Source organism: uncultured Pseudomonas sp. (assembly GCF_913777995.1).
Classification (GTDB): domain Bacteria; phylum Pseudomonadota; class Gammaproteobacteria; order Pseudomonadales; family Pseudomonadaceae; genus Aquipseudomonas.
Genome location: NZ_CAJYVE010000010.1, coordinates 295,072 through 310,581, shown reverse-complemented (window position 1 = coordinate 310,581; position 15,510 = coordinate 295,072). Strand labels below are relative to the sequence as shown.

Annotated in this window: 14 protein-coding genes and 1 pseudogene; 8 read left to right on the top strand and 7 right to left on the bottom strand. The window is 64.1% G+C overall.

Annotation, left to right across the window (positions count from 1 at the left end):
- The first annotated feature begins 7 nt into the window (after window positions 1–7).
- The 5 genes and pseudogenes from QZ497_RS04190 (at window position 8) to QZ497_RS04170 (ending at window position 4,056) form a co-directional block, all read left to right on the top strand.
- A complete protein-coding gene (locus tag QZ497_RS04190; RefSeq protein WP_295471327.1) occupies window positions 8–772 on the top strand; it encodes an amino acid ABC transporter ATP-binding protein in 765 nt (254 codons plus the stop codon).
- Window positions 773–1,056: 284 nt separating this feature from the next.
- Window positions 1,057–2,214 (top strand): annotated as a pseudogene (locus QZ497_RS04185) (CynX/NimT family MFS transporter); the annotation flags it as partial.
- A 66-nt stretch (window positions 2,215–2,280) separates the two neighbouring features.
- Window positions 2,281–2,772, top strand: coding sequence for a nuclear transport factor 2 family protein (locus tag QZ497_RS04180; protein WP_295471324.1), 492 nt, complete (start codon window positions 2,281–2,283; stop codon window positions 2,770–2,772).
- Window positions 2,765–3,067, top strand: a complete 303-nt coding sequence (locus QZ497_RS04175; RefSeq protein ID WP_295471322.1) for a GIY-YIG nuclease family protein — start codon at window positions 2,765–2,767, stop codon at window positions 3,065–3,067. The genes QZ497_RS04180 and QZ497_RS04175 overlap by 8 nt, the downstream gene beginning before the upstream one ends.
- Before the next feature lie 53 nt (window positions 3,068–3,120).
- The gene (locus QZ497_RS04170; RefSeq protein WP_295471320.1) at window positions 3,121–4,056 is read left to right on the top strand and encodes a glutathione S-transferase family protein; all 936 of its coding nucleotides are present in this window, start codon (window positions 3,121–3,123) and stop codon (window positions 4,054–4,056) included.
- Window positions 4,057–4,101: 45 nt separating this feature from the next.
- On the opposite strand, the gene QZ497_RS04165 is transcribed toward QZ497_RS04170, so the two are convergent.
- Window positions 4,102–4,452, bottom strand: a complete 351-nt coding sequence (locus QZ497_RS04165) for a glutaredoxin family protein (RefSeq protein ID WP_295471318.1) — start codon at window positions 4,450–4,452, stop codon at window positions 4,102–4,104.
- A gap of 4 nt (window positions 4,453–4,456) precedes the next feature.
- A complete protein-coding gene (yejK, locus tag QZ497_RS04160; protein ID WP_295471316.1) occupies window positions 4,457–5,458 on the bottom strand; it encodes a nucleoid-associated protein YejK in 1,002 nt (333 codons plus the stop codon).
- Between the two features lie 353 nt (window positions 5,459–5,811).
- Between yejK and QZ497_RS04155 the strand changes: the two genes are divergently transcribed.
- The gene (locus QZ497_RS04155) at window positions 5,812–6,093 is read left to right on the top strand and encodes an HU family DNA-binding protein (RefSeq protein WP_295471314.1); all 282 of its coding nucleotides are present in this window, start codon (window positions 5,812–5,814) and stop codon (window positions 6,091–6,093) included.
- 457 nt (window positions 6,094–6,550) lie between these two features.
- Here QZ497_RS04155 and rlmF read toward each other — a convergent pair whose 3' ends face one another.
- From rlmF to QZ497_RS04130, 5 genes are all read right to left on the bottom strand, one after another.
- Complete coding sequence (gene rlmF, locus QZ497_RS04150) at window positions 6,551–7,552, bottom strand: 23S rRNA (adenine(1618)-N(6))-methyltransferase RlmF (RefSeq protein WP_295471312.1); 1,002 nt, start codon at window positions 7,550–7,552, stop codon at window positions 6,551–6,553.
- A gap of 109 nt (window positions 7,553–7,661) precedes the next feature.
- Window positions 7,662–10,508, bottom strand: a complete 2,847-nt coding sequence (locus QZ497_RS04145) for a valine--tRNA ligase (RefSeq protein ID WP_295471310.1) — start codon at window positions 10,506–10,508, stop codon at window positions 7,662–7,664.
- 132 nt (window positions 10,509–10,640) lie between these two features.
- On the bottom strand, window positions 10,641–11,045 hold the full coding sequence (locus tag QZ497_RS04140) for a DNA polymerase III subunit chi (protein WP_295471308.1): 405 nt from the start codon (window positions 11,043–11,045) through the stop codon (window positions 10,641–10,643).
- A gap of 7 nt (window positions 11,046–11,052) precedes the next feature.
- Complete coding sequence (locus QZ497_RS04135) at window positions 11,053–11,481, bottom strand: DNA polymerase III subunit chi (RefSeq protein WP_295471307.1); 429 nt, start codon at window positions 11,479–11,481, stop codon at window positions 11,053–11,055.
- Window positions 11,482–11,533: 52 nt separating this feature from the next.
- On the bottom strand, window positions 11,534–13,024 hold the full coding sequence (locus tag QZ497_RS04130; protein WP_295471305.1) for a leucyl aminopeptidase: 1,491 nt from the start codon (window positions 13,022–13,024) through the stop codon (window positions 11,534–11,536).
- Between the two features lie 302 nt (window positions 13,025–13,326).
- Between QZ497_RS04130 and lptF the strand changes: the two genes are divergently transcribed.
- Both lptF and lptG read left to right on the top strand, forming a co-directional pair.
- Entirely contained in the window at window positions 13,327–14,448 is a 1,122-nt protein-coding gene (lptF, locus tag QZ497_RS04125) for an LPS export ABC transporter permease LptF (protein WP_295471303.1), read from the top strand.
- Window positions 14,441–15,502 carry an LPS export ABC transporter permease LptG gene (lptG, locus tag QZ497_RS04120; RefSeq protein WP_295471301.1) on the top strand — a complete coding sequence of 354 codons (1,062 nt, stop codon included), beginning with the start codon at window positions 14,441–14,443 and terminating at the stop codon, window positions 15,500–15,502. Before lptF ends, lptG begins: the two co-directional genes overlap by 8 nt.
- The last annotated feature ends 8 nt before the right edge of the window (window positions 15,503–15,510 follow it).

Genomic DNA, 15,510 nt, shown 5'->3' with positions numbered 1-15,510 from the left:
TTTCGTGATGAGTGAAGCAGTCAAAAAGCCTCTGGGCCCTGAAGGCATGATTCGCCTGGAAGGTGTCCACAAGTGGTACGGCCAGTTCCATGTGCTCAAGGACATCAACCTGAACGTCCGTCAGGGCGAGCGTATCGTGTTGTGCGGGCCGTCCGGCTCGGGCAAGTCGACCACCATTCGCTGCATCAACCGCCTGGAAGAGCACCAGCAGGGTCGGATCATCGTCGACGGGACGGAGCTGACCTCCGACCTGCGGCAGATCGAGACCATCCGCCGCGAGGTGGGCATGGTGTTCCAGCACTTCAACCTGTTCCCGCACCTGACCATTCTGCAGAACTGCACCCTGGCTCCGATGTGGGTGCGCAAGATGCCGAAGAAGCAGGCCGAAGAGATCGCCATGCACTACCTGCAGCGCGTGCGTATTCCGGAGCAGGCCAACAAGTATCCAGGCCAGCTGTCCGGTGGCCAGCAGCAGCGTGTGGCGATCGCCCGCGCCCTGTGCATGAAGCCCAAGATCATGCTGTTCGACGAGCCGACCTCGGCTCTCGATCCGGAAATGGTCAAGGAAGTACTGGACACCATGGTCAGCCTGGCCGAAGAAGGCATGACCATGCTCTGCGTGACTCACGAGATGGGCTTCGCCCGCACCGTGGCCAACCGCGTGATCTTCATGGACCGTGGCGAAATCGTCGAACAGGCCGCGCCTGACGACTTCTTCGACAACCCGCAGAGCGACCGCACCAGGCTGTTCCTCAGCCAGATCATCCACTGATCGGCCGAACCTGCAGCGTAGAAGAACCGGGCCTGGCGCCCGGTTTTTTTATGCCTGGCGCAGGGGCCTCGGATGCACGCCGGGGCCAGGCAATTGCGCTGAACCTTGTCAGCCGCCGCCTTCTCCAACAGGATAGCTGCCCCCCTTACTGCCCGAGGGGCCTGACTGTTCCTGAGGATTCAATGACTGCCCAGCTTCCCCGCCAGCCCGATCACCCGTCCAGCTCGGACGCAAGCCAGAGATCCGACCCGGCCAAACCCGGCGTCAGCGCGCGGCGCAGCGGGTTGTTGCTGCTGGGCCTGGTGCTGGTGGCGCTCAACTTGCGGCCGGCGTTGTCGAGCATCGCGCCGCTGCTCAACGATGTTTCCGCCGCCCTGGGCCTGTCGGCCGCCGAGGCGGGCTTGCTGACCACGCTGCCCGTGCTGTGCCTGGGGCTGTTCGCACCGCTGGCGCCGTTGTTGGCGAGACGTTTCGGCAGCGAGCGGGTGGTGCTCTGGGTGCTGTTGTTGTTGGCCAGCGGCGTGCTGCTGCGCAGTAACCTGGGGGCGTTCGGGCTGTTCGCTGGCAGCCTGGTGGCAGGCGCCTGCATCGGCATCATCGGCGTGCTGTTGCCGGGCATCGTCAAGCGCGATTTCCCCCACCAGGCCGGCACCATGACCGGTGTCTACACCATGGCTTTGTGCCTGGGCGCGGCCACGGCGGCGGCCAGCAGCGTGCCGTTGAGCCAGGCGTTCGGCGACCTGTGGACGGTCGGCCTGGGCTTCTGGGTCGTCCCGGCTGTACTGGCTGCAGTGGTCTGGTGGCCGCAGGCGCGCAGCGCCCATGCCCTGCAGCAGGATCGCTACCGGGTCATCGGTTTGTGGCGTGACCGCCTGGCCTGGCAGGTCACTCTGTACATGGGGCTGCAGTCATCGCTGGCCTATATCGTGTTCGGCTGGCTGCCCTCGGTACTCATCGATCGCGGACTGGCCCCGGCGCAAGCCGGCCTGTTGCTGTCCGGTTCGATCCTCGTGCAACTGGTCAGTGCGTTGAGCGCACCTTGGCTGGCCACCCGAGGCAAGGACCAGCGGCTGGCGATCATCCTGGCCATGCTGCTGACCCTGGCGGGCCTGTTCGGCTGCCTGTATGCGCCGCTGCAGGGGCTGTGGGGCTGGGCCATTCTGCTGGGCCTGGGGCAGGGCGCGGCATTCAGCCTGGCCTTGGCGCTGATCGTGCTGCGCGCGGGCAATTCGCAAGTCGCCGCCAACCTGTCGAGCATGGCTCAGGGTGTGGGCTACACGTTGGCGTCCATGGGGCCTTTCGCCGTGGGGGTGGTGCATGACCTGACCGGCAGTTGGCAGGCCATCGGCTGGATCTTCGCCTTTCTGGGCTGTGGTTCGATGATCGCCGCGCTGGGCGCGGGCAGGGCGCGCCAGGTACAGGTCAGCTGTGAAAAGGTCTGATATGCCCCATGACAAATGCTGGCCTACTGCTTATCGTGCTCGGATCCCATTCCCGCGAGTCATTCCATGAGCGACGATCCGCAAAGCCAGGCCAACGCCGACCTCATCACCGCTTTCTACCAGGCCTTCGCGCGCCTGGATGCCGAAGCCATGTGCGCCTGCTACAGCGACGACGTGCTGTTCAGCGACCCGGTATTCGGTGAATTGCGCGGCGCACAGGCCAAGGACATGTGGCGCATGCTCACGTCTCGGGCCAAGGAATTCTCCGTGCGTTTCGACCAGGTGCAGGCCGACGCGCATACGGGTTCGGCGCACTGGGTGGCGACCTACCTGTTCAGCCAGACCGGCAACACCGTGGTCAACGACATCCAGGCGCGTTTCGTGTTGCGTGACGGCAAGATCGTCGAGCACCACGATCACTTCGACCTGTGGCGCTGGTCGCGCCAGGCCTTGGGTACCAAGGGGCTGCTGCTGGGCTGGACGCCACTGGTGCAGAACGCCATCCGTGCCCAGGCGCAAAAGGGTCTGAAGGCCTTCTCCGGGCAACGCAATGCCTGAAAGCCTGGCCACGGCCGATGGCAAGCCCTGGTTCGTGTATCTGGTGCGGGCGGCCAACGGTTCGTTGTATTGCGGTATCAGCGATGATCCGCAGCGGCGTTTCGCCGCGCACCAGAGCGGCAAGGGCGCGCGATTCTTCCGCGCCAGCCCGGCGGTGGCCCTGGCCTACGTGGAGTCCTGGCCCAGCAAGGGCGAGGCGCTGCGCCACGAGCGGATGATCAAGAAGCTGCGCAAGAGTGCCAAGGAAGCCCTGGCCCGTTCCGACTGGCAGGCGAGCGTCGCGCTACCCGCCTGAGTCAAGGGCGGGCGGCTACTCTGTGAGTTTGCCCATTCTTCAAGAGGTGACCGATGTCCGAACTGATTCTGCACCATTACCCCGCTTCGCCCTTTGCTGAAAAAGCCCGCCTGATGCTCGGTTACAAGGGCCTGTCGTGGCGTTCGGTGTTCATCCCGCCGGTAATGCCCAAGCCCGACCTGATGGCCCTGACCGGTGGCTACCGCAAGACACCCGTCTTGCAGGTGGGCGGGGATATCTATTGCGACACCGCGTTGATCGCCCGCCGTCTGGAGCAGGAGAAGGCCATTCCGGCGCTGTTTCCACAGGGTCAGGAATTCGCTGTTGCGGGCTTGGCAGCCTGGGCCGATGCCACGTTGTTCCAGCATGCGGTGAGCCATATCTTCCAGCCCGAAGTGCTGGCCGCGCGTTTCGCCAAACTGCCGCCCGAAGCGGTCGAGGCCTTCAAGGTCGATCGCGCCGGGCTGTTCAGTGGCGGCACCGCTACACGCCTGCCGCTGGAGCAGGCCAAGCACCAATGGCCGGTGTTCATGTCGCGCCTGGACCAGCAGTTGCAGCGTAATGGCGATTTTCTGTTTGGCGAGCCGTCCGTCGCCGACTTTGCTGCCGCCCATTCGCTGTGGTTCCTGCGTCAGACGCCGCATACCGCGCCGGCCGTGGATGACTACCCGAACGTGGCCGCCTGGCTGAAGCGGGTCGAAGGCTTCGGCCACGGGGCCTTGACGCCGATGAGCAGTGCCGAGGCTATCGAGGTGGCTCGTAATACCACCCCAGTGGCTGTGCCTGTGGAAACCTTCACTGACCCTAACGGCTTCGCCGTGGGCGACCGGGTGGCGATTGGCGCGATCGACTATGGTGTCGATGCCGTGGAAGGGGAGCTGGTCTTCGCCGGCACCGAAGAATTGATTCTGCGCCGCGAAGACCCGCAGGCCGGCACCGTGCACGTGCATTTCCCGCGCCTGGGCTTCCGTATCGAAAAGCGCGGCTGAGCCGACGCCGGGCGGGTAGGCTGGCCCGAGCCTGCTCCTGGCCCTTCAGCGCAGCGCGTTCTCGACCTGCTCCGGGCTGAAATCGCGCAGCAGCCTGCCATTGACGTCGAGTAGCGGAATGCCGCGCCCTCCCAGGGCTTCGTAGGCCTGACGGCCTTCCTGGGAGGTTTCGATGTCGTAGTCGCGGTAGGCGATGCCCTTGCTGTCGAGCCAGCGCCGGGTCTGCTTGCAGTAGCCGCACCAGGACGTGGAATACATCACCACCCGGGCCTGGCTGTAGCGCTGCGCATCGGCCTCATCGGGCGGGTCGATGAGGTGCTCGATGCGTCCCCAGTTCTGATAGGTCACCACCACCAGCAGGATCAGGGCGACCTTTTTCAGGGTTCGCTGCAGCATGCGTTCAGCGGCGCTTCAACTGGTCGGTAAGCTGGGTGGGCAGGCCACGGATGATCAGGGTGCCGGCCTCCTCGTCATACTCGATGCGCTCACCCAGCAGGTGCGCCTCGAAGCTGATCGACAGGCCTTCGGCGCGACCGGTGAAGCGGCGGAACTGGTTGAGGGTGCGTTTGTCGGCCGGAATCTCCGGCGACAGCCCGTAATCCTTGTTGCGGATGTGATCGTAGAAGGCCTTGGGGCGTTCTTCGTCGATCAGCTCGGAGAGTTCTTCCAGGCCGATGGGCTCGCCCAGCTTGCTCTGGCTGCTGGCGTAGTCGACCAGGGCCTTGGTCTTTTCACGGGTGGCCTCTTCGGGCAGGTCTTCGCTCTCGACGTAGTCGCTGAAGGCCTTGAGCAGGGTACGGGTCTCGCCAGGGCCGTCGACGCCTTCCTGGCAGCCGATGAAGTCGCGGAAGTACTCCGAGACTTTCTTGCCGTTCTTGCCCTTGATGAACGAGATGTACTGCTTGGACTGCTTGTTGTTCTGCCACTCGGAGAGGTTGATGCGCGCGGCCAGGTGCAGCTGGCTGAGGTCCAGGTGCCGCGAAGGGGTCACATCCAGCGAATCGTTGACCGCCACGCCTTCGCTGTGGTGCAGCAGGGCGATGGCCAGGTATTCGGTCATGCCCTGCTGGTAATGGGCGAACAGCACATGGCCGCCGGTGGACAGGTTGGATTCTTCCATCAGCTTCTGCAGGTGCTCGACCGCGATGCGCGAGAACGCCGTGAAGTCCTTGCCGCCATCCAGATACTCCTTCAGCCAGCCGCTGAAGGGGTAGGCACCGGATTCACCGTGGAACAGGCCCCAGGCTTTGCCTTGCTTGGCGTTGTAGCTTTCGTTCAGGTCCGCCAGCAGGTTTTCGATGGCCACGGACTCGGCCAGTTCGCTGTCACGGGCGTGCAGCACAGCAGGGGTGCCGTCGGGTTTCTTGTCGATCAAATGGACGATGCAATGACGGATCGGCATGGAGGTCTCGGCTGAAAAGGGTGAAAAGCAATGCAGTCGGCAAGTGTACCGCAGGGCCGGGATAAATGAGGTGACCTGGTGATTTTTCGAGCGGTAAAGAATTTTTTACGGTTTTTTTCGCCGCAAAGCCCGCAAAACCTGACCAAAAGGCTCGGCGGAGGCGGATATTTGCCCGGCTCTGTGCTAGTTTTGCGCCGTCCTGCGCACTCCAGCTCGCCAGGCATGCAGTTTGTGCACGTGCTGGCCGAACCAATTCATGGTTTCAGTATCTACATTTCGCGATTGATCGTGGCTGCCAATGGCCGACGTTGCACTCTGCAATCCATATGAATTTTATAGGGAAGGAACACCACATGGCTCTTACCAAAGACCAGTTGATCGCCGATATCGCAGACGCTATCGACGCGCCAAAGACTACCGCGCGTAACGCTCTCGAGCAGTTGGGCCAGATCGTTGCTGATCAGCTGGAAAACGGTGCTGAAATCACTCTGCCAGGCATTGGCAAGCTGAAAGTCAGCGAGCGCCCGGCTCGTACCGGCCGTAACCCGTCGACTGGCGCCGCCATCGAAATCGCTGCCAAGAAAGTGGTCAAGTTCGTACCAGCCAAAGTGCTGAACGACGCGATCAACAAGTAAGCATCCGCTTGCTGCGAAAAGCCGCGCTCTGGACCACCAGGCGCGGCTTTTTTTATGGGTGGGTGTTTTTGCCAGGAGCGGCTTGCGCCACGAAAGGCTTCCCGGCTGAAGCCATTACTGTTCGCTTAAGCGGCATGTGGCCCGGTGGGAGCGGCTTTAGCCGCGAAAGCGCCAGGAAATTCACTGCATCTGTTGTGAGCAGGCGGTCGCTTCGCGGCTGAAGCCGCTCCTACCCGGTCTAACTGACCTGTATGGCGGCTAAAGCCAATACTGTTCGGTTAAGCGCTTTACGGCTTGGTGGGAGCGAGCTTGCTCGCGAAAGCGCCAGGAAATTCACTGCATCTGTTGTGAGCAGGCGGTCGCTTCGCGGCTGAAGCCGCTTACCCGGCCTAACTGACCAGTATTGCGGCTGAAGTCGGTCCTGCTGGGTCAAGGCGGCAGCGGGTGGCCAGCGGCCTCAACGCCAATGCGCGGCGCGCCAGGCTTGCTGTTCGGTGTGGTCCTGGAAGGTCCAGGCGACGAAGCGGCTTTGCTTCTGACCCTGCCCCATTTCCACCACCTGCACGTCGAAGGCACCGATCCTGTTCAGGCGTTGGCGGATCTCGGGCAGGTTGGCGGCCTTGGACACCAGGGTGCTGAACCACAGCACCTGTTCGGGGATCTGCGCGCTCTCCTCGATCAGCCGCAGCACGAAGGCAATCTCGCCGCCCTCGCACCACAGCTCCTGGGCCTGGCCGCCGAAGTTCAGTACCGGCAGCTTGCGACGCGGGTCGAGCTTGCCAAGGTTCTTCCATTTGCGCTGGCTGCCCCGTGTGGCCTCTTCCAGGGAGGCATGGAAGGGTGGGTTGCACAGTGTCAGGTCGAAGCGCTCCTGGGGCGCTACAAGGCCGCTGAGGATCTTCTGGCGGTCTGCTTGCTGGCGGATCTCGATGGCCTTGTCCAGGCGGTTGGCCTTGACGATGGTGCGCGCTGCGGCAATCGCCGTGGCGTCGATCTCCGAACCGACGAACTGCCAGCCATAGTCGGCATGCCCCAGCAGCGGGTAGATGCAGTTGGCGCCGGTGCCCACGTCCAGCACCTTGACCGCCGCTCCGCGCGGAATGGCTCCGGCATTGCCGCGTGCCAGCAGGTCGGCGAGAAAATGCAGGTAGTCGGCGCGGCCAGGAATCGGCGGGCACAGGTAGTCGGCCGGGATATCCCAGTGCGCGATGCGGTATTGGGCCTTGAGCAGGGCGCGGTTGAAGGTCCTCACCGCCTGTGGGTTGGCGAAGTCGATGCTTTGCTTGCCATAGGGGTTGAGGATGACGAATTCGGCCAGCTCCGGGCTGCTCTTGATCAGCGCCGGGAAGTCGTAACGACCCTGGTGTCGGTTGCGTGGGTGCAGGGTGGCCTTGGCGGCCGCAGCAGCCGGTTTGCCGGGCTTGGCTTTTTTGCGCGGTGGTTTTGCTGTGTCGGTCATGTGCAGGTCCTGCGGTTCGCAAGCAGGCTTGCGCCTACGGCGACAGGGTGGGGTCGCGGCAATAAAAAAGCCAGCCCGCGAAGGGGCTGGCTGTTTGCGTCAGGCGGCTTCAGAGGCTGCTGATGCGGGCGTGCTGCTCGGCCAGTTTGCCCAGCGCCTGTTCGGCCTCGGCCAGTTTGGCGCGTTCCTTGGCGATGACGTCCGCCGGGGCCTTGTCGACGAAGGCCGCGTTGGACAGCTTGCCGCCCACCCGCTGCACTTCACCTTGCAGGCGCTGGATTTCCTTATCCAGGCGCGCCAGCTCTGCGCCCTTGTCGATCAGGCCGGCCATCGGCACCAGTACCTGCATTTCACCTACCAGGCCAGTGGCCGACAGCGGTGCTTCGGCGCCCGGCTGCAGAACGGTGATGGACTCCAGCTTGGCCAGCTTCTTGAGCAGGTGCTCGTTGTCGTGCAGGCGGCGCACGTCTTCGGCGGTGGTGTTGCCGAGGAACAGTTGCAGCGGCTTGCCCGGGCCGATGTTCATCTCGCCACGGATGTTGCGCACCGCGAGCATCAGGCCCTTGAGCCATTCGATATCGCCTTCGGCGGCTTCGTCGATGCGCGTTTCGTTGGCCACCGGCCACGGCTGCAGCATGATGGTCTTGCCCTGGATGCCGGCCAGCGGTGCCAGGCGCTGCCAGATTTCCTCGGTGATGAACGGCATGAACGGATGTGCCAGGCGCAGTGCCACTTCCAGCACGCGCACCAGGGTACGGCGGGTGCCGCGCTGGCGCTCGATGGGCGCGTTTTCGTCCCACAGCACCGGCTTGGACAGTTCCAGGTACCAGTCGCAGTACTGGTTCCAGATGAACTCGTACAGCGCCTGGGCAGCCAGGTCGAAGCGGAACTGGTCGAGCTGGCGAGTGACCTCGGCCTCGGTGCGCTGCAGCTGCGAGATGATCCAGCGGTCCGGCAGCGACAGCTCATAGGCTTCGCCGTTCTGGCCGCAATCTTCGCCCTTGTCCAGCACGTAGCGAGCGGCGTTCCAGATCTTGTTGCAGAAGTTGCGGTAGCCCTCGACACGGCCCATGTCGAACTTGATGTCGCGACCTGTGGAGGCCAGCGAGCAGAAAGTGAAGCGCAGGGCATCGGTGCCGTAGCTGGCGATGCCTTCCGGGAATTCGGCCTTGGTCTGCTTGGCGATCTTGTCGGCCAGCTTGGGTTGCATCAGGCCGTTGGTGCGCTTTTCCAGCAGGGCGTCGAGGGTGATGCCGTCGACGATATCCAGCGGGTCAAGAACGTTGCCCTTGGATTTGGACATCTTCTGGCCCTGGCCGTCGCGCACCAGGCCATGCACATAGACGGTCTTGAACGGCACTTGCGGCGTGCCATCCTCGTTCTTCACCAGGTGCATGGTGAGCATGATCATCCGCGCGACCCAGAAGAAGATGATGTCGAAGCCGGTGACCAGCACGTCGGTGGAGTGGAAGGTCTTCAGCGCTTCGGTCTTCTCCGGCCAGCCCAGGGTGGAGAAGGTCCACAGGCCCGAGCTGAACCAGGTGTCGAGCACGTCGTTGTCCTGGCTCAGCACCACATCGGCAGCCAGGCCGTGCTTGGCACGCACTTCGGCTTCATCGCGGCCGACGTAGACCTTGCCGGACTGGTCGTACCAGGCCGGGATGCGGTGGCCCCACCACAGCTGGCGGCTGATGCACCAGTCCTGGATATCGCGCATCCAGGAGAAGTACATGTTCTCGTACTGCTTGGGCACGAACTGGATGCGACCGTCTTCCACGGCGGCGATGGCCGGCTCTGCCAGAGGCTTGGTGGACACGTACCACTGGTCGGTCAGCCACGGCTCGATGACGGTGCCGGAGCGGTCGCCCTTCGGTACTTTCAGGGCGTGGTCGTCGATGCTGACCAGCAGGCCGGCGGTCTCGAAGGCGGCGACGATGCGCTTGCGCGCTTCGAAGCGGTCCAGGCCGGCGTATTCGGCGGGCAGGGTGGTATCGACGCTGTCGTTCAGGCTGCCGTCGAGGTTGAACACCTGAGCGCTGCCCAGAACGCTGGCGTTCTTGTCGAAGATGTTGATCAGCGGCAGGTTGTGGCGCTTGCCGACTTCGTAGTCGTTGAAGTCGTGGGCCGGGGTGATCTTCACGCAGCCGGTGCCGAACTCGGGGTCGCAGTATTCGTCGGCGACGATCGGAATGCGGCGGCCGATCAGTGGCAGTTCCACGAACTGGCCGATCAGTGCCTTGTAGCGCTGGTCTTCGGGGTGAACGGCCACGGCGGCGTCGCCGAGCATGGTTTCCGGACGGGTGGTGGCGACCACCAGGTGGTCCTTGCCTTCAGCGGTCCTGGCGCCGTCGGCCAGCGGGTAGCGCAGGTTCCACAGGTGACCTTTCTCGTCGTGGTTTTCCACTTCCAGGTCGGAGATCGCCGTGTGCAGCTTGGTATCCCAGTTGACCAGACGCTTGCCCCGGTAGATCAGGCCGTCTTCATAGAGACGCACGAAGGCTTCCTTGACCGCTTCGGACAGGCCGTCGTCCATGGTGAAGCGCTCGCGGGTCCAGTCCACCGAGGAGCCCAGGCGGCGGATCTGCCGGCTGATGTTGCCACCCGACTCGGCTTTCCATTCCCAGATCTTGTCGAGGAATTTCTCGCGGCCCAGCTCGTGACGGTTCAGGCCCTGGCCTTCGAGGCGACGCTCGACCAGCATCTGGGTGGCGATGCCGGCGTGGTCGGTGCCCGGCTGCCACAGGGTGTTGCGGCCTTGCATGCGGCGGAAACGGATCAGGGCGTCCATGATCGCGTTGTTGAAGCCGTGGCCCATGTGCAGGCTGCCGGTCACGTTCGGCGGCGGGATCATGATGGTGTAGGAGTCACCCGCGCCCTGCGGAGCGAAATAGTTCTCGGACTCCCAGGTCTGGTACCAGGAAGTTTCGATGGCGTGCGGCTGGTAAGTCTTGTCCATGCGCGGCGGGAACCTGTGGCCTTGATTCGGAAACCGGCAAGTATACCCTTGCCGGGGATCAGCAGGCCACAAGCTGCGAGCGGGCGGGGGGAAGGGCGCTGGTTAGCGGGACTTCGCCCTTCCGGAATGGGCTCAGCCCTTGCCGCCAGCGGCGGCGATCAGGCGTTCCAGCCTGGCTTCCAGGCGGCGCTTGATCTCGTTCTCGATGTGCGGGGCGAAGTCGTTGATCACGTCCTGCATGATCAACTGCGCGGCAGAGCGCAGGTCGGCGTCCAGGTGCAGCAGGGTGTCGACGCTCGGTGGCGCGCCGGCCTCGGCGGGCGGTGCGTCGGGTGTCGGTGGCGGCAGCGCTTCGACGCTGGCGGCTTGCGAAGGCGGCTGGCTGTCGACCACGTCGAACAGCAGTGGGATCTGCTCCTCGCGGTGGACCGTTTCGGTCAGCAGCGGCGGCTGCAGGTTTTCTTCTTCGAGCAGCTTGCGGATCGACTCCAGGTCATCCAGCAGGTGCGCGGATTCGGCTTTTTTCGAAGTATCCATCGGTCACTCAAAAGCGCTGTAGTCGGTGGTCTTGCGGAGCATAGCCCTGTTCACGATAGCTACGGAAGTTGTCGCGGGCGCTCTGGCGCACCGCCGGGTCTTCGATGACCAGTTCAGCCACCCGCGCGAAGCGCTTGAAGAACGCCGGGATGCGCAGGTCGAGGTTGATCAGCAGGTCCTGGTGGGCGCCAGGGTCGTCACCCAGGCCGAGTACCACGGGGGCAACCTCATCGCTTTCGGCATCGCCATGCGGCACGAAGCTTTCGCCCTTGAAGCGCCACAGCCGTTCGTCCAGGTCGTCGCGCTGGGCGGCGTCGCTGCAATGCAGGTAGACCCGGTGCCCGAGGCGCCAGGCCTTGTCGGCCAGCTTGCAGGCGAAGTCCAGCCGCGCTTCGTTGGCGGGGCTGGGCAGAATGTAGAAATCGACTTGGGTCATGTACGTTCCGCTGGCGGCCATGTCCCGCGACATGCGGGGCATGGGGTAGGGATCAGACGCCGGCGCGATCCAGCAGGTACTGGGTCAGCAGCGGTACCGGGCGGCCCGTGGCGCCCTTGTCCTTGCCGCCGCTCAGCCAGGCGGTGCCGGCAATGTCCAGGTGCGCCCAGTCGTAGGCCTTGGTGAAGCGCGACAGGAAGCAGGCGGCGGTGATGGTGCCGGCTTTCGGCCCGCCGATGTTGGCGATGTCGGCGAACGGGCTGTCCAGCTGTTCCTGGTACTCGTCGAACAGCGGCAATTGCCAGGCACGGTCGTCGGCCAGCTTCCCGGCGTCCAGCAGTTGGTTCATCAGCGCGTCGTTGTTACCCAGCAGGCCCGAGGTATGGGCGCCCAGGGCGACTACGCAGGCGCCGGTCAGGGTGGCGATGTCGATGACCGCCTGCGGATTGAAGCGCTCGGCATAGGTCAGGGCATCGCACAGCACCAGGCGGCCTTCGGCGTCGGTGTTGAGGATTTCCACGGTCTGGCCGCTCATGGTGGTGACGATGTCACCTGGCCGGGTGGCGGTGCCGCTGGGCATGTTCTCGGCGGCGGCGACGATGCCCACCAGGTTGATCGGCAGGTTCAGCTCCAGCACCGCGCGTACGGTGCCGAACACGCTGGCGGCGCCACACATGTCGAACTTCATCTCGTCCATGTTGGCCGCCGGCTTGATGCTGATGCCGCCGGTGTCGAAGGTGATGCCCTTGCCGACCAGCACGTAGGGCTTGTCGCTCTTCTTGCCACCCTGGTACTGCATGACGATCAGGCGCGGTGGCTGGGCGCTGCCCTGGCCCACGGCCAGGAACGAGCCCATGCCCAGCTCCTTGATTTTCTTCTCGTCGAACACTTCGACCTTGAGGTTCTTGTGCGCCTTGCCCAGTGCCTTGGCTTGTTCGCCCAGGTAGGTCGGGTGGCAGATGTTCGGTGGCAGGTTGCCCAGGTCGCGGGTCAGCGCCATGCCGGTGGCGATGCCGTGGGCATGGCTGACGGCGCTTTCGACTTCGGCGACGCTGGCCTTGGCGGTCAGCAGGGTGATTTTCTTCAGGGGGCGGGCTTCGGCCTTCTGGCTCTTGAAACGGTCGAACACGTATTCGCCGTCGAGCAGGCTTTCGGCCAGCAGGCGGGTCTTGCCATAGGTTTCGCGGTGTTTGACCTTGACGTCGTCCAGCGCCAGGGCCGCATCGCTGCCGCCCAGGCTCTTGAGGGTCGAGAGCACGCCGGCGATGACCTTGCGCAGCTGGCGGTCGGACAGCGCTTCATCCTTGCCGACACCGACCAGCAGAACGCGCTCGGCCTTGAGGTTGGGCAGGTTGTGCAGCACCAGGCTCTGGCCGACCTTGTCGGCCAGGTCGCCGCGCTTGAGCACGGCGCTCAGGGCGCCGCCGCTCAGGGCGTCGAGGCTCTTGGCCGCCGTGCCCAGAACCCGGCCTTCGCTCACGGCGACGACCAGGGTGGCGGTTTTCAAGGTTTCTGGATTGACGCTTTTGACAACCAATTCCATGTCGGGTCCCCGAATGACTGAGCTTTGCGAAAAGAAATCTGTGCGGCGAGGCCCGTCTGCGGGCCTGGCGTATGAGCGGACCCGCAGTTTGACCCTGCCGGGCGACCGCTGACAACCCCACGGGACGTTCGTAGGACATGGATGACCGAACTATCCCCGACGCGAAGTGACAGAAGCAGTCAATCACAGGATAATGCCGCATATTTTTGCCGGAGCGCGCAGTCCCTCTGCCGCCTCCTTTACCGTGGCTCGTCTTTTTCCTTGTCCGGCAGCCGCTGCCTGGCAAATCTGGAGTGTCTGGTTTGATCGTCTTTCGTTATCTGTCCCGGGAAGTGCTGGTTACACTGAGCGCCGTCAGCGCCGTGCTGCTGGTCATCATCATGAGCGGGCGCTTCATCAAGTACCTCGCGCAGGCGGCGTCCGGGGCCCTGGACCCTGGCGTACTGTTCATGATCATGGGCTTCCGCCTGCCCGGCTTCCTGCAACTGATCCTGCCGCTGGGGCTGTTCCTGGGCATCCTGCTGGCCTACGGCCGGCTGTACCTGGAAAGCGAAATGACCGTACTGGCCGCCACCGGCATGAGCCAGCAGCGTCTGCTGGCCTTCACCATGGGCCCGGCGCTGGTGGTGGCGCTGCTGGTGGCCTGGCTGAGTTTCAGCCTGGCCCCGCAGGGCGCCGCGCAGTTCGGCCTGCTGATCAACAAGCAGGACGCCCTGACCGAGTTCGACACCCTGGTGCCGGGGCGCTTCCAGGCGCTGCGCGACGGCACGCGAATCACCTACACCCAGGAGCTGTCCGAAGACCGCACCCAGCTGGGCGGTGTGTTCATTTCCGAGAAGCGCCTTGGCGCCGATAAAAAGAATGACGGCAGCATCACCGTGCTGGTCGCCGAGAAGGGGCGCCAGGAAGTGCGCCCCGATGGCAGCCGCTTCCTGGTTCTGGAGAACGGCTACCGCTACGACGGCAATCCCGGCCAGGCCGACTACCGCGCCATCCAGTACGACACCTATGGTGCGCTGCTGCCCAAGCCGGAAATCAGCGAGGAAGTGACCGAGCGCGATGCGATCCCGACCCGCGAGCTGTTCGGCAACGACAACCCGCGTTACCAGGCCGAGCTGCACTGGCGTATCTCGCTGCCGATCCTGGTGTTCATCGTGACCCTGATGGCCGTGCCCCTGGCCCGCGTCAATCCGCGCCAGGGTCGCTACCTGAAACTTCTGCCTGCGATCCTCCTGTACATGGCCTACCTGACGATTCTGATCGCCGTTCGTGGCGCGCTGGAAAAGGGCAAGCTGCCCATGGCGCTGGGCATGTGGTGGGTCCACGCCCTGTTCCTGCTGATCGGCCTGGGGCTGATCTATTGGGAGCCGCTAAGGTTGCGGCTGGCGGGGCGTCGCGCAGGTGTGGAGGTGAGCCGTGGTTAAACTCGACCGCTACATCGGCAAGAGTGTCTTCATGGCCATTCTGGCGGTGCTGGGCATCATCCTCGGCTTGGCCTCGCTGTTCGCCTTCATCGATGAGATGGGCGACCTGAGCGACAGCTACACCCTGCTCGACGCCGGCTCTTTCGTGCTGTTCACGGCCCCGCGACGGGTTTACGACATGCTGCCCATGGCCGCACTGATCGGCTGCCTGATCGGCCTCGGCACCCTGGCCAGCAGCAGCGAGCTGACCATCATGCGCGCGGCCGGGGTGTCCATCGCGCGCATCGCCTGGGCGGTGATGAAGCCCATGCTGGCGCTGATGCTGGTGGGCATACTGGTCGGCGAATACGTTGCCCCCGCTGCCGAGAGCAAGGCCCAGGCCGACCGCTCCCTGGCCCAGGGTACGGGCGATGCGCAAAGCGCCAAGCACGGCATGTGGCACCGCCAGGGTGACGAGTTCATCCACATCAACAGCGTGCAGCCCAACGGCCTGATGTACGGCGTGACCCGCTACCGTTTCGACGAGCAGCGCCACATGCTGAGCGCCAGTTTCGCGCGCCAGGCCAAATACCACGAAAACTACTGGGAGCTGACCGACATCAGCACCACGCATTTTCGCAAGGATCACACCGAGGTCATCCAGGAGCCGAGCGAGCGCTGGGACGTTTCCCTCAGCCCGCAGTTGCTCAGCACCGTGATCATGCCACCCGAATCGCTGTCGATCAGCGGCCTGTGGAGCTATTCCCATTACCTGGCCGACCAGGGCCTGAACAATGGCCGCTACTGGCTGGCGTTCTGGACCAAGGTGCTGCAGCCGGCGGTTACCGTGGCCCTGGTGCTGATGGCCATTTCGTTCATCTTCGGCCCGTTGCGATCGGTGACCCTCGGCCAGCGAGTGTTCACCGGTGTGCTGGTGGGTTTCACCTTCCGCATCTTCCAGGACCTGCTGGGGCCTTCCAGCCTGGTGTTCGGCTTCTCGCCGCTGTTCGCGGTGTTGGTGCCGGCCAGTATCTGCGCCCTGGCGGGTGTCTGGCTGCTGCGCCGCGCGGGCTGAGGCTTGCG

Coding starts and splice junctions, on each gene's coding strand:
- QZ497_RS04140 (WP_295471308.1), bottom strand. CDS start 11,045: ATGGATACTTCGAAAAAAGCCGAATCCGCGCACCTGCTGGATGACCTG.
- QZ497_RS04145 (WP_295471310.1), bottom strand. CDS start 10,508: ATGGACAAGACTTACCAGCCGCACGCCATCGAAACTTCCTGGTACCAG.
- QZ497_RS04180 (WP_295471324.1), top strand. CDS start 2,281: ATGAGCGACGATCCGCAAAGCCAGGCCAACGCCGACCTCATCACCGCT.
- QZ497_RS04135 (WP_295471307.1), bottom strand. CDS start 11,481: ATGACCCAAGTCGATTTCTACATTCTGCCCAGCCCCGCCAACGAAGCG.
- QZ497_RS04130 (WP_295471305.1), bottom strand. CDS start 13,024: ATGGAATTGGTTGTCAAAAGCGTCAATCCAGAAACCTTGAAAACCGCC.
- QZ497_RS04165 (WP_295471318.1), bottom strand. CDS start 4,452: ATGCTGCAGCGAACCCTGAAAAAGGTCGCCCTGATCCTGCTGGTGGTG.
- yejK (WP_295471316.1), bottom strand. CDS start 5,458: ATGCCGATCCGTCATTGCATCGTCCATTTGATCGACAAGAAACCCGAC.
- QZ497_RS04170 (WP_295471320.1), top strand. CDS start 3,121: ATGTCCGAACTGATTCTGCACCATTACCCCGCTTCGCCCTTTGCTGAA.
- QZ497_RS04175 (WP_295471322.1), top strand. CDS start 2,765: ATGCCTGAAAGCCTGGCCACGGCCGATGGCAAGCCCTGGTTCGTGTAT.
- QZ497_RS04190 (WP_295471327.1), top strand. CDS start 8: ATGAGTGAAGCAGTCAAAAAGCCTCTGGGCCCTGAAGGCATGATTCGC.
- rlmF (WP_295471312.1), bottom strand. CDS start 7,552: ATGACCGACACAGCAAAACCACCGCGCAAAAAAGCCAAGCCCGGCAAA.
- QZ497_RS04155 (WP_295471314.1), top strand. CDS start 5,812: ATGGCTCTTACCAAAGACCAGTTGATCGCCGATATCGCAGACGCTATC.